Below are 25,003 nucleotides of genomic sequence, written 5' to 3'. Positions count from 1 at the left end.
AACTTAGTAGCCTTTGCAAGAAATTTAACTAAATATTTACAAAATTTTGAATTGTTTCTAAAGCGCGTGTTGCATATGCTTCATTTCGTTCTGCTTTCCTCTTAATTTTCTTCTCCAACGGTGCAAACAAACCGAAGTTTGCATTCATTGGCTGGAAGTTTTTCGCGTTTGTCGCAGTAATATAATTCGCCATACTTCCCATTGCAGTTACAGGCGGTAATACAACCGGTTCTTCACCTTTCACAAGTCGAGCAGCGTTAATACCCGCTAGTAATCCTGACGCCGCTGATTCAACATATCCCTCTACTCCAGTCATTTGACCAGCGAAGAATAAATCATCACGTTGTTTATATTGGTATGTTGGACGAAGCAAGTTAGGTGAATTAATAAACGTATTACGATGCATTACACCATAACGTACAATCTCTGCGTTTTCCAGTCCTGGAATCAACTGTAACACTTCTTTTTGTGGTCCCCACTTTAAATGCGTTTGGAAACCTACGATATTGTATAACGTTCCGGCTGCATCATCTTGACGTAACTGAACAACAGCATATGGCGTTTTCCCTGTTTTCGGATCTTCTAATCCAACAGGTTTCATCGGTCCAAATACTAACGTCTGTCTTCCTCTACTTGCCATAACTTCTACCGGCATACAACCTTCAAAGAAAATTTCTTTTTCAAATTCTTTTAAAGGTACTGTTTCAGCAGCAATTAAAGCCTCGTAAAAACGGTCAAATTCCTCTTCCGTCATTGGGCAGTTTAAATATGCAGCTTCACCTTTATCGTAACGAGACTTTAAATATACTTTATTCATATCAATGCTATCTTTCTCAACAATCGGTGCTGCAGCATCATAGAAATAAAAATAATCTTCACCTGTTAATTCTTTTAATTGTGCAGCAAGATCAGGAGACGTAAGTGGACCTGTCGCGATAACAGTAGGACCTTCTGGAATTTCAGTAATTTCTTCATTCATCACAGTTACGTTCGGATGGTTTTTCACATACTCCGTTACCTTTGCCGCAAATTCATGACGATCTACAGCTAAAGCCCCTCCTGCTGGTACAGAGCACTCATCAGCTGCACGAATAATAACAGAGTCCATTAGACGCATTTCTTCTTTAATAACACCAACAGCGTTTGTTAATGTGTTTGCGCGAAGCGAGTTACTGCATACTAACTCTGCAAATTTATCTGTGTGATGAGCTGGCGTTTGCCTTACTGGTCTCATTTCATATAATTTTACTTGGACACCACGTTTTGCAATTTGGTAAGCTGCTTCACTTCCTGCAAGACCTGCGCCAATGACGTTTACTACTTGTGTTGTCATATTTATCACCTTTCCTTTTCTTCCCGAAAAAAATGTGAGCAGTTACGCTCACATTTGTTGTTCTTCTTCATAATCACACGAAATACATTGTACTTGCACGCCTTTTTTCAACTTCTTCTCTACAAGCATACCTTCGCACTTCGGACATTTACGACCAATTGGTTTATCCCAAGATACAAAGTCACACTCTGGATACGTACCGCATCCATAGAAAAGACGTTTCTTTTTATTACTACGGCGTTCAATAATTTGACCTTTATCACACTTCGGACAAGTAACACCGATTTCTTTCACAATCGGTTTTGTATTACGACAATCTGGGAAATTCGAACAAGCCATAAATTTCCCGTATTTACCCATTTTAAAGACCATTGGGTGATCACACAGTTCACAATCTTCCCCAGCTGGTTCATCTTTAATTTCCACTTCACGCATTTCTTTTTCCGCTTTTTCTAAACGCGGTTCAAAACCTACGTAGAAATCATCAACAATTTTTACCCAATTCGCATTTCCTTCTTCTACTTCATCAAGACTTTGCTCCATGTTAGCAGTAAATTCAATGTTAATAATTTCTGGGAAAAACTCTAAAATAAGTTCAATTACTATTTCACCAAGTTCAGTTGGAACGAAGCGTTTATTATCCAAACCTACGTATCCACGTTTTTGAATCGTTTCAAGTGTCGGCACGTAAGTCGACGGTCTTCCAATTCCAAGCTCTTCAAGTGTTCTTACTAGACGAGCCTCTGTATAGCGCGGCGGAGGTTGTGTAAAATGTTGCTTCGGTTCTAAATCCTTAGAAAATACCGTTTCCCCTACTTCTAAAGGTGGCAACATTTTATCCTTTTCTTCAGCCCCGTCATCTTTCGACTCTACATACACTTTCATAAATCCTGGAAACTTTACAACCGATCCACTTGCACGGAACTGAACATTGTTATTAATGAGTCTAGCTGTCACAGTATCCATTATAGCAGACGCCATTTGACTTGCAACAAATCGCTCCCAAATCAGTTTATACAACCGAAGTTGATCACGACTTAAGAAACTCTTTAGTTCCTCTGGCCTTCTCATTACCGAAGTAGGACGAATTGCCTCATGCGCATCTTGCGCGTTCGACTTTTTCGTTTCTTTCTTCTTTTCTGTCCCTATGTATTCCGCACCAAACGCCTCAGTAATGTAAGTACGCGCCTCTGTTTGAGCTGTTTCTGAGATACGTGTTGAGTCAGTTCTCATATACGTAATAAGACCTACAGTCCCTTGCTTTCCAAGATCTATACCTTCATACAATTGCTGCGCGAGCATCATTGTTTTCTTTGCTCGCATGTTTAACTTACGAGCTGCCTCTTGTTGCAAGGAAGATGTTGTAAACGGTAATGCAGGATTACGTTTTCGCTCTTTTCGCGTTACATTTTCAACTGAAAACGCATTATCTTTCATCTGTTCAATTATTTCATTCACTTGCGTTTCATTCGTTAATTGAACTTTTTCACCATCTACACCGTAAAAACTTGCTTCAAATGTGTCTTTCCCTTTCACAAATTCTGTCTTAATTGTCCAGAATTCTTCAGGCTCAAAGATTTGAATTTCTTTTTCACGTTCGATAATTAAACGAACTGCTACAGATTGTACGCGTCCTGCACTTAATCCTTTTTTTACTTTCTTCCATAATAAAGGACTAATATTGTAACCAACAAGACGATCTAGTATACGCCTTGCTTGTTGTGCATCTACTAAATCCATATTAATCGCACGAGGATGTTTAAATGATTCTTTTATTGCATCTTTTGTAATCTCATTAAACACAACTCGGCAATCTGATTCAACGTCCACATTTAACGTATTGGCTAAATGCCAAGCAATTGCTTCCCCTTCGCGGTCTGGATCGGCCGCGAGATAGACTTTCTTTGCTTTTTTGGCCGCTGATTTTAAATCTTTTAAGACGGGACCTTTACCACGAATGGTAATATACTTCGGGGTGAAGTTGTTCTTTACTTCTATCCCCATTTGGCTTTTAGGTAAATCGCGAACGTGTCCCATAGACGCGACAACTTTGTATTTTTTCCCTAAATATTTCTCAATGGTCTTCGCCTTAGAAGGCGACTCCACGATTACGAGGTAATCTGACATGCTAGTGCCTCCTTAAGAGGTGGATTCAAGTCTTCATCAATCTTATTGATTTCTCTTGTTTTTGTCAATCAAGAATGAATATACCATACAGTGCCTATCTACCATTTGTCAATAATTGTTTAATAAAAACATAAAAATATAAGGTTAATTTAAAACCTCTTCCAAGATATCTTCTGCATTTCTTACTAGTTTTGCTCCTTGTTGAATCAGATGATTCGTTCCTGATGCACTATCTATAAATATAGGTCCAGGAAGTGCAAATACCTCTCTATTTTGCTCTAAAGCAAGGTCCGCAGTAATAAGTGTTCCACTTCTTGATTTCGCTTCTACAACTAAAACACCCTTACTTATACCACTAATAATCCGGTTCCTTTTTGGAAAATACCATTTTTTCGGTGCATAATGCGGCGGATACTCCGTTAATAACAATATATATTCATTCCACGTTTCATATAAATGTCTATTCTCTTTTGGATACATATACGATAATTCATGTCCTAGTATTGCAATAGTCGGGCAATGCCGTCTTACTGTAATTTCATGAGACATTGTATCTATCCCTCTTGCAAACCCACTGACAATAAGCCATTCCCTTTCTAATAATGGGTGTAAAATAAATTTTAAACTCTCATGTCCATATAAAGTCGGTTCTCTCGTTCCAATAACCGCTAATTTATTCGCTTTATTGAGAAAATCCTTCTCTCCTTTTCCATATAACACAAAGGGGGGATCTTGTATTTCACGTAATAATTGTGGATAATCTTCATCCCATATAGTCATATAAAAGATTCGATTTTTCTCTAAATAAGATATATATTGCGGGAGATTTGAACTTTGAAGAAAATTTACTAATTCTGAAGATTTTTTCGAGGATATTCCAGTGTAGTATTCCATTTGTTTTGTATTAAACGTGTATATTCCCTTCAATTCAGGATCGACATATAGTAGTCTTTCCATCGCCTTCCAATGATCCGCTAAAAAATAATGAAGATGTAACAATCGTTCTCTTTTCATCTTAATTCTCCTTACCCATAATTTTTATTATGTAAACAAGAATTACGTAAAAAGACACCTTCAAGTAAGAAGGTGTCTTTCAACAGATTAGTAGTTTTTACAAGTCTCAAATAGACCTTTTTCTTTTAAGACAGAGATTAGCGTTTCGCCCATAACCGCTGGAGTTTCCGCTACTTTAATACCACAAGCTTCCATCGTTTTAATCTTTTCTGCAGCAGTTCCTTTACCACCAGAAATGATTGCACCAGCATGGCCCATACGTTTGCCAGCAGGCGCTGTTTGGCCACCAATGAAGCCTACAACAGGTTTTGTCATATTAGCTTTCACCCATTCAGCTGCCTCTTCTTCTGCTGTACCACCGATTTCACCAATCATAATTACAGCATGCGTTTCTTCATCTTCATTAAATGCTTTTAAAGCATCAATAAAGTCCGTACCGTTAACTGGGTCCCCACCGATACCTACAGCAGTAGATTGGCCAATACCTTCTTGTGTTAACTGATGTACAGCCTCATACGTTAATGTACCAGAGCGAGATACGATACCTACATGGCCTTTTTTATGAATATACCCTGGCATAATACCAATTTTACATTCATCAGGCGTAATAACACCAGGACAGTTTGGTCCAAGTAAACGTGTATGTTTACCCGCCATATATCTCTTTACGTTTACCATATCTAATACAGGAATTCCTTCAGTAATACATACTACTAAATCGATTTCTGCATCAACTGCTTCCATAATTGCATCAGCCGCAAAAGCGGGTGGAACGTATACAACTGAAGCGTTTGCGCCTGTTGCTTTCACTGCATCTTCTACAGTATCAAATACTGGTACACCTTCAATATCAGTGCCACCTTTACCTGGCGTTACACCACCGACAATTTTCGTACCGTATTCAATCATTTGTTTTGTGTGGAATAAACCTTGAGAACCTGTAATACCTTGAACAATAACTTTTGTATCTTTATTAACTAATACGCTCATTTTTCTCCCCCGCTTTCTATTAGCCCACTAGTGAAACAATTTTTTGTGCACCGTCTGCCATAGATTCTGCTGCAACAATATTTAAGCCAGACTCATTTAAAATTTTCTTACCTAACTCTACGTTTGTACCTTCAAGACGTACAACTAAAGGCAATTCAAGACCTACTTGTTTCGTCGCTTCAATAACACCTTCTGCGATAACATCACACTTCATAATGCCACCAAAAATGTTAACGAAGATACCTTTTACATTTTTGTCAGAAAGGATAATTTTGAATGCTTCTGTAACTTTTTCAGCTGTTGCACCGCCACCAACATCTAAGAAGTTAGCTGGATCGCCATGGTAATGTTTAATGATATCCATTGTAGCCATCGCTAAACCTGCACCATTAACCATACAACCGATATTTCCATCTAAAGGAATGTAGTTTAAGTCATATTTAGAAGCTTCAATTTCTTTTGAATCTTCTTCATCAAGATCACGAAGTTCTAAAATGTCTTTATTGCGATATAAAGCATTAGAATCAAAGTTTAATTTCGCATCTAATGCCATAACTTTACCGTCACCTGTTGTAACAAGTGGATTGATCTCCGCGATAGAGCAATCTTTTTCGATAAACGCACGGTATAAGCCCATCATAAACTTCACAGTTTGTCCTACAAGCTCTTTTGGAATATTAATGTTAAATGCGATTCGGCGCGCTTGGAAGCCTTGTAAGCCTACTGCTGGATCAATATATTCTTTAAAGATCTTTTCAGGTGTTTGCTCTGCTACTTCTTCAATCTCTGTTCCACCTTCTTCAGATGCCATTAAAACAACTTGAGAAGTTGCACGATCTAAAACTAGACCAACATAATATTCTTTTTTAATATCGCAACCTTCTTCGATAAGTAAGCGTTTTACTTCCTTACCTTCAGGACCTGTTTGATGTGTCACAAGTGTAGTTCCTAAAATGCTCTCTGCATATGTACGAACTTCATCTAAATTTTTTGCAACTTTTACTCCGCCAGCTTTGCCGCGTCCACCAGCGTGAATTTGTGCTTTTACTACACATACATCCGTTCCTAATTCTTTCGCTGCTTCTACAGCTTCTTCTACTGTAAATGCAACCTTCCCGTTCGGAACGCTAACCCCATAGCTTCTAAGGACTGCCTTACCTTGGTACTCATGGATATTCATGGTCCCATCCTCCCCTGTTTTCCTGTTTTACTCGAAAAGTTTTTTAATGTTTAAAAAACATTACATTGCCATTGTATAAGATGATTGGCACGCTGTCTACAATAAAGTGTCAGAAAACTGAAATCGCTTTATTCTTTTTTGGAAATAATAATGTTCATATACCAAAATAAAAAAATAAGCTGCATATTCGCAGCTTATTTTTGAATCATATCTTTAATTGGTGCAAACGATTTCCGATGTTCTTCTAATACTCCATGCGCTTCAATCGCTTCTAAATGTTGTTTTGTTCCATATCCCATATGTTGTTCAAATCCATATGCAGGATACTTTTCTCCAAGCTCTTTCATCATACGATCTCTCGTTACTTTCGCAATAATGGATGCAGCTGAAATAGAAATACTTTTCGCATCACCTTTAATAATGGATGTTTGCGGAATTGGTGTAGGAAGTTTCATCGCATCAATTAATAAATATTCTGGTGCACAAGATAAATTCGCAACAGCATCTAACATCGCTTGTTTCGTCGCTTGATAAATATTTATCTCATCAATAATTTGCGGTGATACAATTCCAACTCCAATTGCAATTGCTTGTGCTTTAATTTCATCATAAAAACGCTCTCGCTTCGCCTCACTCAGCTTTTTCGAGTCATTTAACCCTGGAATATAAAAATCTTCCGGAAGGACAACAGCTGCAGTCACGACAGGCCCAGCTAGCGGCCCACGCCCTACTTCATCTATACCCGCGATAAGTGTGAGCCCTTTTTCACGTAATGCAATCTCGTACTTGGACATTTCGAAAAACTTTTCTTTTTCTTTCTGCGCTAACTCTTTTTGTTTATGCCACTTCAAAATGAGCTTTTGTATTCCTTTTCGCTCGTCTTTCATTAATATTTGGAAGCGGTCATCTTCTTCACTCATTATTTCATGCAGTAAACGTTCCGCTTCTTGAATAGTCACTTTTTGCATTCATGCCACTCCCTTTATATACAAAAAAGAAAAGACGTACAAACGCACGTCTTATACTTCTTCTACTTTTTCTGCATCTTCTGTCTGCTCCGCAAACTCTTCTGGTGTTTCAAACGTCATTTTCCCAAGTTTTCCACCACGAAGCTCACGAAGTATAAGCTCAGATGTTTTATCATAATCAATCATTCCGCCGCCCATTAAACAGCCTCTATTTTTTCCAATTGCATCGAATAACTCCACAATATCTTCTGGAATTTCATTTAAATTATATCGATCTTTCAAACGTTCTGGATAATGTTTTTCCATAAAACGTAAAGCGTAAACAGCAACATCTTGTAAATTTAAAATTGAATCTTTAATTGCGCCCGTTGTCGCTAAACGAAGACCCACTAATTGATCTTCAAATTTAGGCCATAAAATACCGGGTGTATCTAACAGTTCCATTTCCTTCCCAACTTTAATCCATTGTTGAGCTGTTGTCACACCAGGACGATCTCCTGTTTTAGCAATATTTTTCTTCGCCAACTTATTAATTAACGTAGATTTACCAACATTCGGTATACCTACAATTAATGCACGAATTGCTCTCGGTCTAATACCTTTTGCAACCATTTTATCAAATTTTTCTTTCACCAACACTTTACAAGCCGCTGCAATTTCCTTCATACCTTGTCCAGCTTGTGCGTTAATTGAAATTGCCATCTGGCCTTTTTCTTTAAAATATGCGATCCACTGCTTTGTTAAACGATCATCTGCCATATCCGCTTTATTTAAAACAACAAGCCTCGGCTTATGTGTAATAATCTCATCGATCATTGGATTTCGAGAAGATAAAGGTAATCGAGCATCTACAAGCTCAATTACAACATCAATTAACTTTAATTTCTCTGTTACTTGGCGTCTAGCCTTTGCCATATGTCCCGGGAACCATTGAATTACCATGTTGCCACCTTCTTTTTCTTTTATTTCACAATACGAGCATCTTTTAACGGCCAATATAGTATATTTGCTTTTCCAATCACTTGGTCCATTGCAATTGTACCAATCGAACGGCTATCTTTACTAAAACGACGATTATCGCCTAAAACAAATAATTGACCTTCTGGAACAGTTTTCTTCCCTGTCATTTCTTCAAGAGTAAAATCATATGTAAGCGGTCCGTCAGCAATTTGTTTTTTCTGCTTGTCTAAATACGGCTCCTCATAAGCCTTTCCGTTAACATATAGTTTATCATTACGATACTCTATTTCATCACCTGGCAGGCCGATAATGCGCTTAATATAATCTTTATCTTCCGTCGCTCGGAATACGATAATATCAAATCGCTTCGGATCTCCTATGTGATAACCAATTTTATTGACAATCATTCGATCGCGATCATGTAAAGTAGACGCCATCGATACTCCATCTACGAGAATTGGCGCAAAGAAAAACTGTCTAATAACACCCGCTAATACAACAGCAATCAAAATTGCTTTGATCCATTCCCAAAGTGAACTCTTTTCTTTCTTCATGCATTTCCCCTCCACGATTATGTAAGCTGCTCGTATTATATCAAAATTTTATATAGATTGGAAAAAGGGAGCTTGTGTATTTACAAGCTCCCATACATGTCTTATCGAATTTCTTTAATACGTGCTTTTTTACCGCGAAGGTTACGTAAGTAGTATAACTTAGCACGACGTACTTTACCACGGCGAAGTACTTCAAGTTTCGCGATTCTTGGCGTGTGAACTGGGAATGTACGCTCAACACCTACACCGTAAGAAATCTTACGAACTGTGAATGTTTCACTGATTCCGCCACCACGACGTTTAATTACAACACCTTCGAAAAGCTGAATTCTTTCACGAGTTCCCTCAACTACTTTTACGTGTACACGTAAAGTGTCTCCAGGACGGAATGAAGGAAGGTCAGTTTTTAATTGGCCTTGAGTAATTTCTGCGATTAATTGTTGCATATTAAATTCTCTCCTTTAAACAGATGCTCTTATAAAGTCTTAATAAATTACAGCGGAACATCGTTAATACGGCCACTGATTTCAGTAGCACAAGTGTTATAATAGCATATTGCTAGGACTGTTGCAATAGCAAATATATCAAGCCCTTACTTGTCTTCTTTAATCTGTTCTAGCCATTTCGCTTCTTGCTTAGATAATTCTCGTTCTTCCAGTAAATCTGGTCTACGCGTGTACGTACGACGTAGTGATTCTTTGTGTCGCCATTCATCAATATTTTTATGATTTCCTGACATTAGTACATTCGGTACCTTCATACCACGAAAATCAGCTGGACGTGTATAATGAGGATGTTCTAATAAACCTGTACTAAACGAATCCTCGACTTGTGAAGCATGATTTCCTAGCACTCCCGGTAGGAGACGCACGACACTATCAGTAATAACCATAGAGGCTAACTCTCCGCCGGTTAATACGTAGTCACCGATAGAAATCTCATCTGTTACGAGATGCTCACGAATTCGTTCATCGTACCCTTCATAATGACCACACACAAAAATAACATGCTCTTCTTCAGCAAGTTCTTCTGCCTTCTTCTGCGTAAAACGCTCTCCTTGTGGACACATTAGGACAATTCTCGGTTTACGGTCTGTTTCCTTCGTTAACTCTTCCACTGCGTCAAAGATAGGCTGGGGGGTTAATACCATCCCAGCGCCACCGCCATACGGATAATCATCTACGCTATTATGCTTACTCGTTGTATAATCGCGGAAATTGACAACACGAAGCTCTACCGCTTCTTTTTCTTGTGCTTTCTTTAAAATTGAAGATCCAAACACACCCGTAAACATATCTGGAAACAATGTTAAAATGTCAATTTTCATTATAATAACCCTTCCATTACATGAATGGTTACTAATTTATTCTCAATGTTAACTTGAAGTACAACATCATCAATATAAGGAATTAATAGATCTTGACCTTTTGGACGTTTAATTACCCAAACATCATTTGCACCAGGAGATAAAATTTCTTTTATTGTTCCTAGCGCTTCTCCTTCTTCCGTTACAACACTGCAACCAATAATTTCATGGTAGTAGTATTCGCCTTCAGCTAGTTCGCCTAACTGCTCTTCTGGTACTTTTATTAAAGAACCTTTAAACTTCTCTGCTTCTTCTACATTGTTGTATCCTTCAAATGTTAATAGATCAAATGTCTTATGTTGACGATGAGAAGTTACTTTTACCGGAAGGTAGTCTGTACTTTTCTCATTACTTATGTATAACGTGTTTCCTACTTTATATCGCTCTTCTGGAAAATCAGTACGAGAAATAACACGAATTTCTCCTCTTACGCCATGAGTATTTACAATTTTCCCTACGTTAAACCATTTTGTCATAAATAGTATGTCACCCCTGGTTTCTATATAAATTAAGCATCTCCATTTCACATATGGAACATGCAACTTCTCTTTAAATGTTAAAAAAGGGAGAGGAAATAACTCCTCGCCCTTTTTACGTTTATTGAATTTCCAGTGTTACTTTTTCATCATTATGATGTCCCACTGAATACAAGAGCATTCGAATTGCTTTCGCAACTTTCCCTTGCTTTCCAATGACTTTTCCAACATCCTCAGGATGTACAGTTAATCGATACTTTATCTCTCCGTTGTAAAGTTCCTGTGTAACTTTTACATCTTCAGGATGATCGACAAGAGGCTTGACAATCGTCTCGACTAACTTCTTCATAGTCATTGCCTCAATTACTTACCTTGTTTAGATAAGTGGAATTTCTCCATGATACCTTGGTTAGAGAATAAGTTACGAACTGTATCAGATGGTTTAGCACCATTTCCTAACCATTTTAATGCTGCTTCTTCGTTGATCTTAACTTCAGCTGGTTGAGCAACCGGATTGTAAGTACCGATTTCCTCAATGAAACGTCCGTCACGAGGAGAACGAGAATCTGCAACAACTACACGATAGAAAGGAGTTTTTTTAGCTCCCATACGTTTTAAACGAATTTTAACTGCCATTTATAAAGCACCTCCGAATTTATTTCACACAGATAATTATATTAGCAAAAAGACTATTGCTTTGTAAAGTATTTTTTCTTAACAGAGCCATCTTTTTTCCTTACATGAATGGAAACTTCAATCCACCTAGTCCTTTTTTCTTACCTTTTTGCATTCCCGTCATCGTTTTCATCATCTTTTTCATATCATCAAATTGCTTGATTAAACGATTGATCTCTTGTACCGTTGTACCGCTACCTTTGGCAATGCGCTTTTTGCGACTAGCATTGATTATTTCCGGTTGTTCTCGCTCTAATTTAGTCATAGAACGAATAATTGCCTCAATATGCCCAATTTGTTTTTCATCAACTTGCGCATTTTTCAGCCCTTTAATTTTATTTGCACCAGGAAGCATTCCTAACAATTCATCAAGTGGTCCAAGTTGACGCACTTGTCCAAGTTGTTCTAGGAAATCGTCAAGCGTAAACGAAAGCGTACGCATTTTTTGCTCAAGTTCTTTTGCTTTCTCTTCATCAACTGTAGCTTGCGCTTTTTCAATTAATGTTAAGACGTCTCCCATCCCTAAAATTCGGGATGCCATACGCTCTGGATGGAACGCTTCAATCGCATCTAGTTTTTCACCCATACCAGCAAATTTAATCGGTGTATTTGTTACCGCCTTAATAGATAATGCCGCACCACCGCGCGTATCACCATCTAATTTCGTTAATACAACACCTGTTAAACCTAACTGTTCATGGAAACTTTGTGCAACATTTACCGCATCTTGTCCCGTCATCGCATCGACAACAAGGAAGATTTCATCCGGTTTCGCAACTTCTTTCACTTTCGCTAATTCATCCATTAGTTCTTCATCAATATGCAGGCGACCTGCTGTATCAATTAAAACATAATCGTGATGATCTTCTTTTGCTTTTGCAATCGCTTGTTTCGCAATTTCAACAGGACTTACTTGATCTCCTAAAGAGAATACAGGCATGTCCAATTGCTTCCCTAATGTTTCAAGCTGTTTAATCGCTGCTGGACGGTAAATATCAGCTGCAACAAGCATCGGTTTACGATTATGCTTTTTACGAAGCAAATTCGCAAGCTTACCTGTCGTCGTTGTTTTACCCGCACCTTGCAGACCAACCATCATTATAACAGTCGGTGGCTTATTAGCAACAGCAATTTTGCTTTGCTCTCCGCCCATAAGTTCTGTAAGTTCTTCCTGTACGACTTTAATTACTTGTTGTCCAGGTGTCAAACTTGTCATTACATCTTGTCCGACAGCACGTTCAGACACACGCTTTACAAAATCTTTTACTACTTTAAAGTTAACGTCCGCTTCTAAAAGAGCTAGACGAACTTCTCTCATCATTTCTTTCACATCGGCTTCAGAAACTTTTCCTTTGCCGCGGATTTTTTGCATTGTCTGTTGAAGTCGGTCGGCTAATCCTTCAAATGCCATATTGCCGCCCTCCTAATCTAATTTTTCGATAGCTTCAACAACTTGTTTCATTTCTTCATTCACATGCTCTTCTTCGCTGATTAGCTGTTTTAGCTTTGCAACAAGTCGCTGTCGCTCTTGAAACTTTTGAAGTAATACTAATTTATCTTCATATTCTTCAAGCATCGCTTCAGTCCGTTTAATGTTATCATACACGGCTTGGCGACTTACATCAAATTCTTCCGCAATTTCACCAAGAGATAAATCATCTAGATAATAAAGCGACATATAACTTCTTTGTTTTTGCGTTAACAACGATTGATAAAAATCAAATAAATAGTTCATTCTCGTTGTTTTCTCGAGCATGTTGGATCATCCTTTGTTAAGTGATTTCCCTTTACATCAATTAGTTTACATGGAGTACAAAAGAGTGTCAAGTTTTTTTCTTAACATCACATATTTTTATAGAAAAAGAAGCGGAAAATACCGCTTCTTTCACTTACACTTCTTCTGTTTCTACTAAGTTCGCAAATAAACCATACACATATTGTTCTGGATCAAACTGCTGTAAGTCATCCATTTGCTCTCCTAATCCAACGAATTTCACCGGTACATCCATTTCGTTACGAATCGCTAATACAATACCACCTTTAGCAGTTCCATCTAACTTTGTTAAAACAATACCAGTAACATTCGTTGCTTCACGGAATGTTTTCGCTTGACTTAAACCGTTTTGTCCTGTTGTTGCATCAATAACAAGTAATACTTCGTGAGGAGCCCCCGGTACTTCACGCTCAATTACACGCTTCACTTTCTCTAACTCTTTCATTAAGTTTACTTTGTTTTGTAAGCGTCCTGCTGTGTCACATAGTAACACATCTACTTTACGTGCTTTCGCGGCTTGTACAGCGTCATACATAACCGCCGCTGGATCAGATCCTGACCCTTGTTTAATCACTTCTACACCAACGCGATCGCCCCATACTTCTAATTGTTCAATCGCTCCCGCGCGGAATGTATCTCCTGCCGCCAATAGGACAGACTTACCTTCTGATTTGAATTTATGTGCTAGTTTACCAATCGTCGTCGTTTTTCCTACGCCGTTAACACCGACAAATAAAACAACTGTTAATTGATCCTCTTGCATATTAATTTCGTTACTAAACTCACTGTCACCTTTGTAAATTCCTACTAACTTTTCTGAAATAACAGCTTGTACTTCTTTTGGATCTTGGATGTTACGACGTTGCACTTCTTCTTTCAATTGATCAATTAATTCCATTACCGTCGAAACTCCGACATCTGCACCAATTAAAATTTCTTCTAATTCCTCAAAGAAATCTTCATCTACTTTACGATAACGATAAACTAAATCATTTACTTTATCTGCAAACGAATTTCTCGTTTTTTCTAATCCATTTTTAAATTTCTCTGTTACCGTATCTGTTTGTTTTGAAATTTTTTCTTTTAATTTTTTAAAAAAGCTCATACTGTCCCATCCTTCCTAATTACTTGCAACTAGTTCTTCTCCATCATCTAAACGAACCGAAACAAGTTTAGATACCCCTGACTCTTGCATTGTTACACCGTACAATACGTCAGACTCTTCCATTGTACCTTTTCTATGTGTAATGACAATAAACTGTGTCTCATCACTAAATCTCTTTAAATACTGCGCAAAACGGGCAACATTCGCCTCATCAAGAGCCGCTTCTACCTCATCTAGTACACAGAATGGGACTGGGCGCACTTTTAAAATACCAAATAACAGCGCAATTGCTGTTAAAGCACGCTCTCCACCAGAAAGTAAACCTAAGTTTTGCAGTTTCTTCCCTGGCGGTTGCGCTACAATATCAATACCAGTATTTAATAAGTCCTCTGGATTCGTCATGACTAAATCCGCTCTACCGCCTCCAAATAATTCAGAGAATACCGATTGAAACTCCATTCGAATTCCTTCAAACGTAGTAGAAAAGCGTTTTTTCATTTCTTCATCCATTTCAGTAATAAGTTGGTGCAATGTCGTTTTCGCTTCTTCTAGGTCATCTTTTTGCTCTAGTAAGAATGTATGACGCTCTGCTACACGCTCATACTCTTCAATTGCCCCTAAGTTCACGGTGCCTAGCTCTTCGATGGATAATTTAATTAGTTTCACCTTTTTACGTGCATCCTCTGCAGGCATCATCATTGTATACTTCAGTTTTGCTGCTTCAAATGAAATCGTATATGTTTCACGTAAATGTTGTAATCTATTTTCTAACTCTACATCAAGTCGGTTTATTTTTACTTCTTGATTTTTCAGCATCTCAAGAATGTATTTATGTTTACCTGTTGTTTCTTTCAGATTACGTTCTAAATGTTCTACTCTCTCTTGTAACGATACGCGTTGTTCACGACGAGAGCGAATTAACTCTGAAGTTTGATTACGATCATATGCTTTCTTCTCAATCATATTCGTAATCTGTTCTTCACCACTTGAATTAGATGTCATTTCTTGTTTTAAGAATGCTAAATCCTCTTTCGTTTTGACAAGCGTTGCATCCGTTTCTTCTTTTTCCTTCGTCAATCGTTCAACTTTTTCTTTTTGATTAGATAAGCGTTGTTGCTTTTCAGCCGCCAACACTTTTAACTCAGTCATTTCCTTTTGCACTTTTTCTTTCGAAGAATGCTGCTCACTTTTTTGTTTTGTTAAAGCGACAATTTTGCTATCTAATTCCGTAATCTCCGCTTGAAGCGTTGCTAAAATCTTTTCTAGCTCTTCTTTACGTCCCTGTATTTTCACTTGATCTTGTAAGAATCCTTCAATCTCTAAATCGTAAATAGATAAACGATCATTAATACGATGTTCTTCTAATTCTAAGCGACTAATTTCTTCTCTTAATTTCTGTTCATCTACACGCTCTGCTTCTACACTTTGCCTTAGTTCGCGTATTTGCACTTCTTTTTCTTGAATCTCTTGCTTTACTGCTTTAACAAAGTTTTCTAACTTTGTCGTTTTTTCTTCCATATCAGTTAACTTGTTCGTCCACTCTTCTAGCTCACGTTGACGTCCTAATAAAGAAGATTTCGCCTGTTTTACCGCTCCACCAGTCATAGAACCACCAGGGTTCACTACATCACCTTCGATTGTTACAATGCGATATCGGTATTGCAGTTGTTTCGCCAACTCATTCGCCCCACGTAAATCTTTCGCAACAATAACAGTACCTAATAAATTTGAAACTACATTTTCATATTTATTGTTATATTGCACAAGTTCTGCCGCCACACCTACAAACGACGGGTGTTGATTTACAATACGTAATTGTTCAAATGATAACGATCTACTTTTAATAACAGCTTGCGGTAAAAATGTTGCTCGTCCATGTTTATTTTGTTTTAAAAACGTAATTGCATTACGAGCATGTTCTTCTTTTTGTACGACAATATGCTGCATCGCTGCACCTAGAGCAATTTCCATTGCAATTTCATATTCTTTCGGTACCGTTAGCAGTTCTGCAACAGCACCCTCAATACCTTGCAACCTATCTTCTCTAGCTTTTAATACTTCACGTACCCCTTGATAGAAACCAGAGTAATCCTCTTGCATCTCTTCTAGCATTTCTTTTCGAGAACGTGCCTGTTGTACAAATTGATACGCTTGATACAGTTTTGTTTCATTTTCACTATACTGCGTCTTGCATTTCCCAAGTGCAGCTTCTGTCTTTTGTATATTCGAAAGGATACCAGCTACTTTTTCTTTCACTTGTTCATAACTTTCCACAAGTTTCGTCTTTTTCGCTGTAATTTCCATGCGTATTTCTACATATTTCGCATTTTCTTCATCGAGGCGTTCATTTTTTGAGTTTTGTTGTTTAGATTGTTCTTCAATCATAGATAACTCATTACGATGACTAGCTTGTTGATTTAAAAGTTCAATATAGTCACCTTTTAAATTCTCAATTTGTTCCTCTAAATTGTCAGCAAAAGTTGCAAGCAGTAGCTCATTATCATGCAATTTTGTCTCCAACTCTTTTACTTGATTTACAAATTGCATCAACACTTCTGTACTGGATTCAATTTCACCATCATAACTTGTAGCTTTCTCTGTTAATTCAACAATTAACTGTTCGAGTTGTGCACAATGCGTCGTTGCATTTTGTTTTCTCTCTTTTAATAACTCACGCTGTCCTTCTAACTTTTCTAGCTCTTTACTAGAAAGAAGCAGTACTTCTTGTAAGGAATCTACAGACTCATCTACTGCTTGTAATTGTCCTCGTAATTCCTCAAGCTCTTCTTCACCTTTTTGTAAATGCGTTGACATTTTAGCTTCTTCGTTTTTATTATGCCCAAACTGATTTCGAAGCGCTTCCCATTTCTCATGTAATTCTTCAATTTCATGTACAATAAGCGCCGCTTCTACTTTCTCTAATTCTTCTTTTTTCTCGAGATAATCTTTCGCAATAGAAGCTTGTCTTTCTAAAGGTTCTACTTGACTACTTAATTCGTGAATGATATCTTGTACACGATTTAAGTTTTCTTGTGTGTCTGCTAATTTCACTTCAGCTTTCTTTTTACGAAGTTTGTATTTCAGCACTCCCGCAGCTTCTTCAAATACACCACGACGTTCTTCTGATTTACTACTTAAAATTTCTTCAACTTTCCCCTGGCTAATAATCGAAAAAGCTTCTCTACCCATACCAGAGTCCATAAATAAATCGATAATATCTTTCAATCTACATGATTGTTTATTAATATAAAAATCACTATCACCTGAACGAGATACACGACGCGTTACACATACCTCATTATATTCAATCGGTAAACGTTGATCTTCATTATTTAAAGTTATTGTTACTTCAGCAACATTAACTGCTCTTCTCGTATCACTGCCTGCAAAAATAATATCCTCCATCTTTGCACCACGTAATGATTTTGCAGATTGTTCACCAAGTACCCAGCGAATCGCATCAGTAATATTACTTTTCCCACTTCCATTAGGTCCTACTACAGAAGTTACACCTGGGACAAAATCAACAGATACACGCTCAGCAAAAGACTTAAACCCTGCTATTTCTAATCTTTTTAAAAACACGAAAGGCCTTCCTCCTATTCTCCGTTGTTATAACTGTTGTCTATACAAAAACAAGCTATTATACGGATTTCCCTTCCCTTTATTCACAAACAAAAAGAAAGTTTCATTCTATGCATAAGGAATCCCCCTCATTCAAAGGGGGATTCCTTATAGTTGTTCTTTTAATTTTTTCAATGCTTCTGCAGCAGCTTGTTGCTCTGCTTCTTTTTTCGACTTGCCACTACCAAGACCTAAAGCCACGTTATTTAACGTAACACGTGACACAAATTCTCGATTGTGGGCCGGTCCTTTTTCCTGCAAAATTTGATACTCAATATTGCCACTACCATCACGCTGAATCAACTCTTGTAATTGACTCTTATAATCCATCACATGAGAAAAAGCACCTTCATTAATTTTAGGGTATACAATTTCTTTTAAGAATCCCCATACTGTTTCTAACCCTTGATCAAGATAAAGGGCACCAATAAACGCTTCAAAGACATCCGCTAATAAAGCTGGTCGTTCACGTCCACCTGTCATTTCCTCACCTTTTCCTAATAAAACAAGGCTACCAAATGACAACTCGTTTGCAAAACGAACAAGAGATGGTTCACATACAATAGCTGCACGTAGTTTCGTTAACTCTCCTTCGCTCATTGTCGGATATTTTTGAAACAGATACTGTGACACAGTAAGTTCCAATACTGCATCTCCAAGGAATTCGAGACGCTCATTGTCTTCATGCGGTTTTTTTCGATGCTCATTCACATACGATGAATGCGTAAATGCTTGAATCAATAATTTTTCATCTGAAAACGTAATACCTATCTCTTCTTGAAATACTTTAAACGCTTCACGATATTTTGTTTCGTATTTTTTTTCTCTATGTTTTCGGTACGGCATAGGTCCCTCCAGATATAAGCCGAGAAGCCCCGCTAAAAAACGGGACTTCACTTAAGCATTATAGATGACTCTCTATGTAAGTCACAGCATCGCCAACAGTAGCAATCTTTTCAGCATCTTCATCAGAAATTTCCATTTCGAATTCATCTTCCAATTGCATTACAAGTTCTACTACATCTAGGGAGTCTGCGCCTAAATCTTCTTTAAAGCTCGCAGCTGGTACTACTTCAGTTTCTTCTACACCTAAACGATCAACGATGATTTTTGTTACACGCTCTAAAACATCTGCCATTCCATTCACCTCCCCTCAAATATTATATTAAATATTGGACAAAAAAACTAGTTGAAATCGATTCTTTTATTACATTACCATTCCGCCATCAACATTTAACGTTTGCCCTGTAATATATTTGCTTTGATCAGAAGCAAAAAACGTTACAGTATTTGCGATATCTTGCGCTTCACCAAACTGAGCTGCAGGAATTAACTTTAACATTTCGGCTTTTATATTTTCATCTAATACATCCGTCATATCAGTCGCAATAAAACCTGGAGCAATTGCATTTACAGTAATATTACGGCTCGCTAATTCTTTTGCTGATGTTTTTGTTAATCCAATTACACCCGCTTTAGCAGCAACATAGTTTGCTTGTCCTGGATTACCTGTTACTCCAACAACAGAAGCGATATTAATAATACGTCCATGACGCTGGCGCATCATATATCGAGATACTGCCTTCGTACATAAGAATACACCTTTTAGGTTTGTATTAATAACTGTATCCCATTCTTCTTCTTTCATACGCATTAATAAATTATCTTTCGTTACACCTGCATTATTTACAAGAATATCAACTTGTCCAAATGTATCTACAGTTTGTTTCACCATATTCGTAACGTCTTCAGCATTTGCAACATCTGCTCTTACTGCAATTGCATCCGAACCTAATTTCTTTATTTCATCAACTACTTCATTTGCCTTTTGCTCATTACCAGCATAATTTACTACAACATTTGCCCCTTGTTTCGCTAAATCAATCGCAATCGCACGACCAATTCCACGTGAAGCGCCAGTTACTAATGCTACTTTCCCTTTTAACATCAGTTTTCTCCTCTCAAATTTGAAATGGTATCTTTTAATGTCTCTTCATCATATATCGCATATGCTTTCACTGATGAATCAATTGACTTCATAAGTCCAGCAAGTACTTTCCCAGGTCCAATCTCAATAAATGTATCTACCCCTTGACTCACCATGTTTTCAATGGACGGGTACCATAAGACAGGCGAATAGAGCTGTTCAATTAGCTTTTCTTGAATATGTGCACCACTTGTAATAACGTCTGCTGTTACATTTGCGATAACAGGAATATTCGTATCTTGAATTGTAATTTCATTTAAGACACTTTGGAACTTCTCCGCTGCTGGCTTCATAAGCGAAGAGTGGAACGGACCACTTACCTTAAGCGGAATTGCTCTCTTTGCACCATTTTCTTTCGCTCTTTGAGAAGCAATCTCGACTCCTTGCTTTGTTCCAGAAATCACAATTTGCTTCGTACTATTCATATTAGCGATTTGTACTGCATATCCTTCACTCGTTACTTCTTCTGTAACTTGTTTCAGCATATGTGGATCAGCACCTAAAATAGCCGCCATTGCACCTTCTCCGCCAGGAACAGCTTCTTCCATATATTCCCCACGTTTCCTTACAGCATATACAGCGTCTTCAAAAGTTATTGCACCCGCTGCTACAAGAGCGCTATATTCGCCTAAACTATGCCCTGCAACAAAGTCTGGTGTAATATCATACTCTTTCAAAGCTGTCAAAATAGCAAAACTCGTTGTTAATAAGGCAGGCTGCGCATTTGTCGTTAATGTAAGCTTTTCCTGTGGCCCTTCAAAAATCACTTCTGAAAGTGAATCTTGCAACACCTCATCTGCTTTTGCAAACACATTTGCAACCTCTTTATTATTCTCCGCTAACTGTTTACCCATTCCAACTGCCTGTGAACCTTGGCCCGGAAAAAGAAATGCTAGTTTTCCCATTTCAAATCCTCCTCTTATTGGAGTGGCTCTTTCTCCATTACGCTTGAAATAGTAGGAATAACTTCTTTCGCTACCATTTCTCTCGTTTGACGAATCGCACTAAATATTGATTGGTCATTGGAAGAACCGTGAGCCTTAATGACAGGAGCTTTCAATCCAAATAATGCCGCTCCTCCATACTCCGAATAATCCATTTTATCTTTTAATACCATAAGTTTTGGCTTTAATACCGCTGCCGCTAATTTGCTCGTAAACGAACTCATTAACTGCTCTTTTAACATAGAAAATAACGCAAGTGCTGTTCCTTCTAATGATTTTAGCGCTACATTCCCTGTAAAACCATCACATACAACAACATCTGCTACACCTTGCAATAAATCTCTTGATTCAACGTTCCCAACGAAATTAATTGGGGCATCCTTAAGCATTGCAAAGACTTGTTTTGAAAGCTCGTTCCCTTTGCCATCCTCTGTTCCAACGTTCAAAAGTCCAACGCGAGGATTTTTAATTCCTCTTACTTTCTCAGCGTATACAGATCCCATTACTGCATATTGATATAAATGAATTGGTTTTGCATCAACGTTCGCTCCAACATCTAACATAACAAAACCTTCTCCATCAACAGTTGGCATTGTAGGGGATAAAGCTGGTCGCTCAATTCCTTCCATACGACCTACAACAAACAATCCAGCCGCCATTAAAGCTCCTGTACTACCCGCTGATATACAAGCATCGGCTACGCCGTCTTTCACTTGCTGCGCTGCTAGTACCATTGAAGCTTGTTTTTTTCGACGAACCGCTCTTACTGGTTCATCTGTCGATTCAATTTTTTCATCTGTATGAAGTATAGTAATTCGTTCTTCACTCGTTAAGTATTGACGAATTTCCTCTTCTTTCCCTACTAACGTAATATGTAAATCAGAATATTCCTTAATAGCTTTCATTGCTCCTAATACGACAGCCTTTGGAGCATGATCGCCGCCCATTGCATCTATTGCGATTTTCATAAGTTGTTACCTTCCTCACTATAATTACTAGATCGATACATTTCAAAAGTGCCTGTAAAAACAAGTTCTTCTCCAACAAAGCTACGCACTTTGACAACGGTCCGTCCTTTATCATTCTCTACATCTTCAACGCGCGCTTTTGCAATAACACGCTCTCCTAATTTTACAGGACGAATGTATCGAATGGTAGACTTTGCAGTTAAAGCTAATTCTTCATCAATAACCGCAACAGCTAGTGAGTTTGCTTGTGCAAACAAATGATGCCCACGGGCAATCTGATTTCTTTTAAATACGTGTTCTACCTTCACTTCGAAGATAGAAATCGCATGTCTATCTAATTCTATATCGATAATTTCTCCGACAACCTCTTCTAACGGTAAAGATTTCACATCTTCTTCATGTTGCTTTGTAGCTACATGTTTAATTCTTTCTCTTAATTCAGGAATAGATAATTCCATACGATCAAGACGTACGGTTTGTATACTCACTTGAAATTTTTCTGCTAAATCTTCATCCGTAATAAAAGGATTCGTTTCTATTGTTTGTTGTAATAATTCTTGTCTTTCTTTTTTACTTCTTCTTTTTTTCATACCGCACCATCCATTTTTATGACTAGGTACTAACAGTAGTATATAATCATTAAAAGTAGAATGCAACAAAAACTTTCGTTGCCTCCCTTTAATCGAGCTTCTCTCCTTGGAACACACCTGTCCCGTCAAGATAAGTACGCAGCGAAGCATACTGATCATTATGCCAAAACGCTTCTGACTCTACTAGTAACGCCGCATCTTGTCTAGCTGTTTCTAACGCTCGATAATCATGTACCATATCAGCAACCTTGAATTCTGGTAAACCACTTTGCTTACTTCCAAAGAAATCTCCAGGACCTCTTAACTCTAAATCTTTTTCTGACAATACAAATCCATCATTCGTTTCGGTCATAATACGCATTCGCTCTTTTCCCGTTTCCGATTTTGGATCCGCGATTAATAAACAATATGATTGTTCACTACCACGCCCAACACGTCCCCTGAGCTGATGGAGCTGCGATAAACCGAAACGCTCCGCATCATATATAACCATTACAGTCGCATTCGGTACGTTCACACCTACTTCAACAACTGTTGTCGACACAAGAATTTGCACTTTATTTTCACTAAATTGTCCCATTATCTCTTCTTTTTCTTGAGATGAGAGTCTGCCATGCATTAATCCGACTTGACATTTCCCTTGATAATGATGAGTCAGCATACTATGTAAGTCGATCGCATTTTGTACATCAAGTTTCTCAGATTCTTCAATAAGGGGACAAATAACATATGCTTGTCTTCCTTTTTTTATCTCCTTCTCCACAAAACCGAGAACTCGATCTAACATATCATGTTTTGCCCAGTATGTTTCAATTACCTTTCTACCAGCTGGCATCTCATCGATTATAGAAACATCCATCTCTCCAAATGCAGTAATTGCTAACGTACGCGGAATTGGCGTCGCCGTCATAAATAAAACATCCGGACTTTCACCTTTCTCCCTTAAAACCCGTCGCTGCGCTACACCAAATCGATGTTGTTCATCAGTAATAACGAGACCTAACCTATGAAAGATAACCTCATCTTGAATTAAAGCATGTGTTCCAACAAGGATATCTATTTCTCCTTGTTCTAATTTTGCCAAAATCTCTCGACGCCTTACACCTTTAACAGAACTGGTTAACAATTCAACCTTCATACCAAAGTGCGAGAACGTCTCTGCGAGCGATTGATAATGTTGCTCTGCTAAAATTTCTGTAGGAACCATTAAAGCACCTTGATAATGCGCTAACTTCGCTGCATAAAGGCCAATCGCTGCAACGACTGTTTTCCCAGAACCTACATCACCTTGCAACAGACGGTTCATCCGATAAGGAGATGTCATATCTTTCATAATTTCATCTACTACCCGACGCTGTGCACCAGTTAAGGGAAACGGAAGAGCATCGACAAACTCTTGCAATTCTGCTGAAGGAATTTCTTTTTTCGTCCCTTTCGAATTTTCCCTCTCCATTTTCCGTAATGTTTGCATTTTTAGCTGAAATAAGAAAAACTCCTCATATACAAAACGGCGACGTGCTTGCTTTAAATCTTCCTGTCCTGCTGGAAAATGCAATGCCCGAAGCGCTTCATAACGCGGCAATAATTTATATCGACTTAGCAATCCATCAGGTAACACTTCAACTATAGATTCCCCATACTCCTTGAACGCTTGGGCAATAAAACGACGCATTTGTTTTACTGTAAGTTTCCCTTTCACTGAGTATACAGGCTCTACTTCTTGTTGACGTACAACTGGTCCAAAATGAAGCTCTGATACCGCAATCGTTTGACGGTGCTGATCCCATTTACCAGTAATCGTTACCGTTTCATCTAAATTTAACTTCTGCTTATAGTACGGCCTATTAAAACATACAGCTGTAATTAAATAACGACCGACGAGGACACGAACCGTAAGACGCGACTTCTTTTTCCCATAATATTGCAGTAAAGGAGCACTATGAACTTTTCCCTCAACTGTTACCCGTTCATCATGCTTTACTTCAGCAAGATCTTTCATCGCATAATCTTCATAACGGTACGGAAAATGTTCTAATAGATGAGAAACTGTATAAATTCCCATCTCGTATAGTAATTCAGATGTTTCTCCTCCGATTCCCTTTACATCCGTAACAGGAACTTGTACAACTTCATTCAAGATTCTCACGCTCCGTCACATTATTTTCTTTGATTCATTCTATTCATACTATTGACATCTGTAATCGCTCTCTTTCACCCTATATATTCTATCATAGGCATTCTAAGAGAAACTACTCAAATCCCTCGTAAGCAACACGAAAGAAAAGAGCCTCACTATTAGCAGCAAGGCTCTTTTTTATCTTCAATATGCTAGCCTTTTGAATAAAAACTAGTAATGAACTTCATATTA

At 37.9% G+C, this 25,003-nt stretch carries 24 protein-coding genes; all 24 read right to left on the bottom strand.

What is annotated here, in order from left to right:
- Positions 1-28: 28 nt before the first annotated feature.
- Positions 29-1,333 carry an FADH(2)-oxidizing methylenetetrahydrofolate--tRNA-(uracil(54)-C(5))-methyltransferase TrmFO gene (gene trmFO, locus MKO96_RS11725; protein WP_000211996.1) on the bottom strand — a complete coding sequence of 435 codons (1,305 nt, stop codon included), beginning with the start codon at positions 1,331-1,333 and terminating at the stop codon, positions 29-31.
- 48 nt (positions 1,334-1,381) lie between these two features.
- A complete protein-coding gene (topA, locus tag MKO96_RS11720; protein ID WP_001286953.1) occupies positions 1,382-3,460 on the bottom strand; it encodes a type I DNA topoisomerase in 2,079 nt (692 codons plus the stop codon).
- Positions 3,461-3,604: 144 nt separating this feature from the next.
- Positions 3,605-4,474, bottom strand: coding sequence for a DNA-processing protein DprA (gene dprA, locus MKO96_RS11715; protein ID WP_240587516.1), 870 nt, complete (start codon positions 4,472-4,474; stop codon positions 3,605-3,607).
- 87 nt (positions 4,475-4,561) lie between these two features.
- A complete protein-coding gene (sucD, locus tag MKO96_RS11710; RefSeq protein WP_000115178.1) occupies positions 4,562-5,464 on the bottom strand; it encodes a succinate--CoA ligase subunit alpha in 903 nt (300 codons plus the stop codon).
- Positions 5,465-5,483: 19 nt separating this feature from the next.
- Complete coding sequence (gene sucC / locus MKO96_RS11705) at positions 5,484-6,644, bottom strand: ADP-forming succinate--CoA ligase subunit beta (protein WP_076539696.1); 1,161 nt, start codon at positions 6,642-6,644, stop codon at positions 5,484-5,486.
- A 194-nt stretch (positions 6,645-6,838) separates the two neighbouring features.
- Positions 6,839-7,612: a ribonuclease HII gene (locus MKO96_RS11700; protein ID WP_087981659.1), complete on the bottom strand. Its 774-nt coding sequence runs from the start codon at positions 7,610-7,612 to the stop codon at positions 6,839-6,841.
- Between the two features lie 51 nt (positions 7,613-7,663).
- Entirely contained in the window at positions 7,664-8,554 is an 891-nt protein-coding gene (gene ylqF / locus MKO96_RS11695; protein WP_000236708.1) for a ribosome biogenesis GTPase YlqF, read from the bottom strand.
- Between the two features lie 20 nt (positions 8,555-8,574).
- Positions 8,575-9,126 (bottom strand): signal peptidase I, encoded by a 552-nt coding sequence (lepB, locus tag MKO96_RS11690; protein WP_087981660.1) that lies wholly within the window; start codon positions 9,124-9,126, stop codon positions 8,575-8,577.
- Between the two features lie 101 nt (positions 9,127-9,227).
- A complete protein-coding gene (gene rplS, locus MKO96_RS11685) occupies positions 9,228-9,572 on the bottom strand; it encodes a 50S ribosomal protein L19 (RefSeq protein ID WP_001186518.1) in 345 nt (114 codons plus the stop codon).
- Positions 9,573-9,718: 146 nt separating this feature from the next.
- A complete protein-coding gene (trmD, locus tag MKO96_RS11680; RefSeq protein WP_048563178.1) occupies positions 9,719-10,453 on the bottom strand; it encodes a tRNA (guanosine(37)-N1)-methyltransferase TrmD in 735 nt (244 codons plus the stop codon).
- Entirely contained in the window at positions 10,453-10,968 is a 516-nt protein-coding gene (gene rimM, locus MKO96_RS11675; protein WP_087981661.1) for a ribosome maturation factor RimM, read from the bottom strand. The genes trmD and rimM overlap by 1 nt, the downstream gene beginning before the upstream one ends.
- A gap of 121 nt (positions 10,969-11,089) precedes the next feature.
- Positions 11,090-11,317 carry a KH domain-containing protein gene (locus tag MKO96_RS11670; protein WP_000737397.1) on the bottom strand — a complete coding sequence of 76 codons (228 nt, stop codon included), beginning with the start codon at positions 11,315-11,317 and terminating at the stop codon, positions 11,090-11,092.
- A 14-nt stretch (positions 11,318-11,331) separates the two neighbouring features.
- A complete protein-coding gene (gene rpsP, locus MKO96_RS11665) occupies positions 11,332-11,604 on the bottom strand; it encodes a 30S ribosomal protein S16 (protein ID WP_000268750.1) in 273 nt (90 codons plus the stop codon).
- Between the two features lie 100 nt (positions 11,605-11,704).
- Positions 11,705-13,054 (bottom strand): signal recognition particle protein, encoded by a 1,350-nt coding sequence (ffh, locus tag MKO96_RS11660; protein ID WP_076539707.1) that lies wholly within the window; start codon positions 13,052-13,054, stop codon positions 11,705-11,707.
- 12 nt (positions 13,055-13,066) lie between these two features.
- A complete protein-coding gene (locus MKO96_RS11655) occupies positions 13,067-13,399 on the bottom strand; it encodes a putative DNA-binding protein (RefSeq protein WP_000891061.1) in 333 nt (110 codons plus the stop codon).
- 133 nt (positions 13,400-13,532) lie between these two features.
- Positions 13,533-14,522 carry a signal recognition particle-docking protein FtsY gene (ftsY, locus tag MKO96_RS11650; RefSeq protein WP_087981662.1) on the bottom strand — a complete coding sequence of 330 codons (990 nt, stop codon included), beginning with the start codon at positions 14,520-14,522 and terminating at the stop codon, positions 13,533-13,535.
- Between the two features lie 15 nt (positions 14,523-14,537).
- Positions 14,538-18,107, bottom strand: a complete 3,570-nt coding sequence (smc, locus tag MKO96_RS11645) for a chromosome segregation protein SMC (RefSeq protein WP_240587515.1) — start codon at positions 18,105-18,107, stop codon at positions 14,538-14,540.
- A gap of 147 nt (positions 18,108-18,254) precedes the next feature.
- Complete coding sequence (rncS, locus tag MKO96_RS11640) at positions 18,255-18,992, bottom strand: ribonuclease III (RefSeq protein WP_001146867.1); 738 nt, start codon at positions 18,990-18,992, stop codon at positions 18,255-18,257.
- Between the two features lie 58 nt (positions 18,993-19,050).
- The gene (gene acpP / locus MKO96_RS11635; protein ID WP_000786062.1) at positions 19,051-19,284 is read right to left on the bottom strand and encodes an acyl carrier protein; all 234 of its coding nucleotides are present in this window, start codon (positions 19,282-19,284) and stop codon (positions 19,051-19,053) included.
- Positions 19,285-19,353: 69 nt separating this feature from the next.
- Positions 19,354-20,094 (bottom strand): 3-oxoacyl-[acyl-carrier-protein] reductase, encoded by a 741-nt coding sequence (fabG, locus tag MKO96_RS11630; RefSeq protein ID WP_000911778.1) that lies wholly within the window; start codon positions 20,092-20,094, stop codon positions 19,354-19,356.
- Entirely contained in the window at positions 20,094-21,038 is a 945-nt protein-coding gene (gene fabD, locus MKO96_RS11625) for an ACP S-malonyltransferase (RefSeq protein ID WP_098274672.1), read from the bottom strand. Before fabD ends, fabG begins: the two co-directional genes overlap by 1 nt.
- 14 nt (positions 21,039-21,052) lie before the next feature.
- A complete protein-coding gene (gene plsX / locus MKO96_RS11620) occupies positions 21,053-22,045 on the bottom strand; it encodes a phosphate acyltransferase PlsX (RefSeq protein WP_000684108.1) in 993 nt (330 codons plus the stop codon).
- Positions 22,042-22,635, bottom strand: coding sequence for a transcription factor FapR (fapR, locus tag MKO96_RS11615; RefSeq protein WP_240587581.1), 594 nt, complete (start codon positions 22,633-22,635; stop codon positions 22,042-22,044). The genes plsX and fapR overlap by 4 nt, the downstream gene beginning before the upstream one ends.
- A gap of 88 nt (positions 22,636-22,723) precedes the next feature.
- A complete protein-coding gene (gene recG / locus MKO96_RS11610; protein ID WP_240587514.1) occupies positions 22,724-24,772 on the bottom strand; it encodes an ATP-dependent DNA helicase RecG in 2,049 nt (682 codons plus the stop codon).
- Positions 24,773-25,003: the final 231 nt, after the last annotated feature.

This window comes from Bacillus sp. ES1-5, from assembly GCF_022487605.1.
GTDB classification, from domain to species: Bacteria; Bacillota; Bacilli; order Bacillales; family Bacillaceae_G; genus Bacillus_A; species Bacillus_A wiedmannii.
The sequence above is the reverse complement of the archived record's forward strand: the minus strand, read 5'-3'. Positions and strand labels throughout refer to the sequence as shown.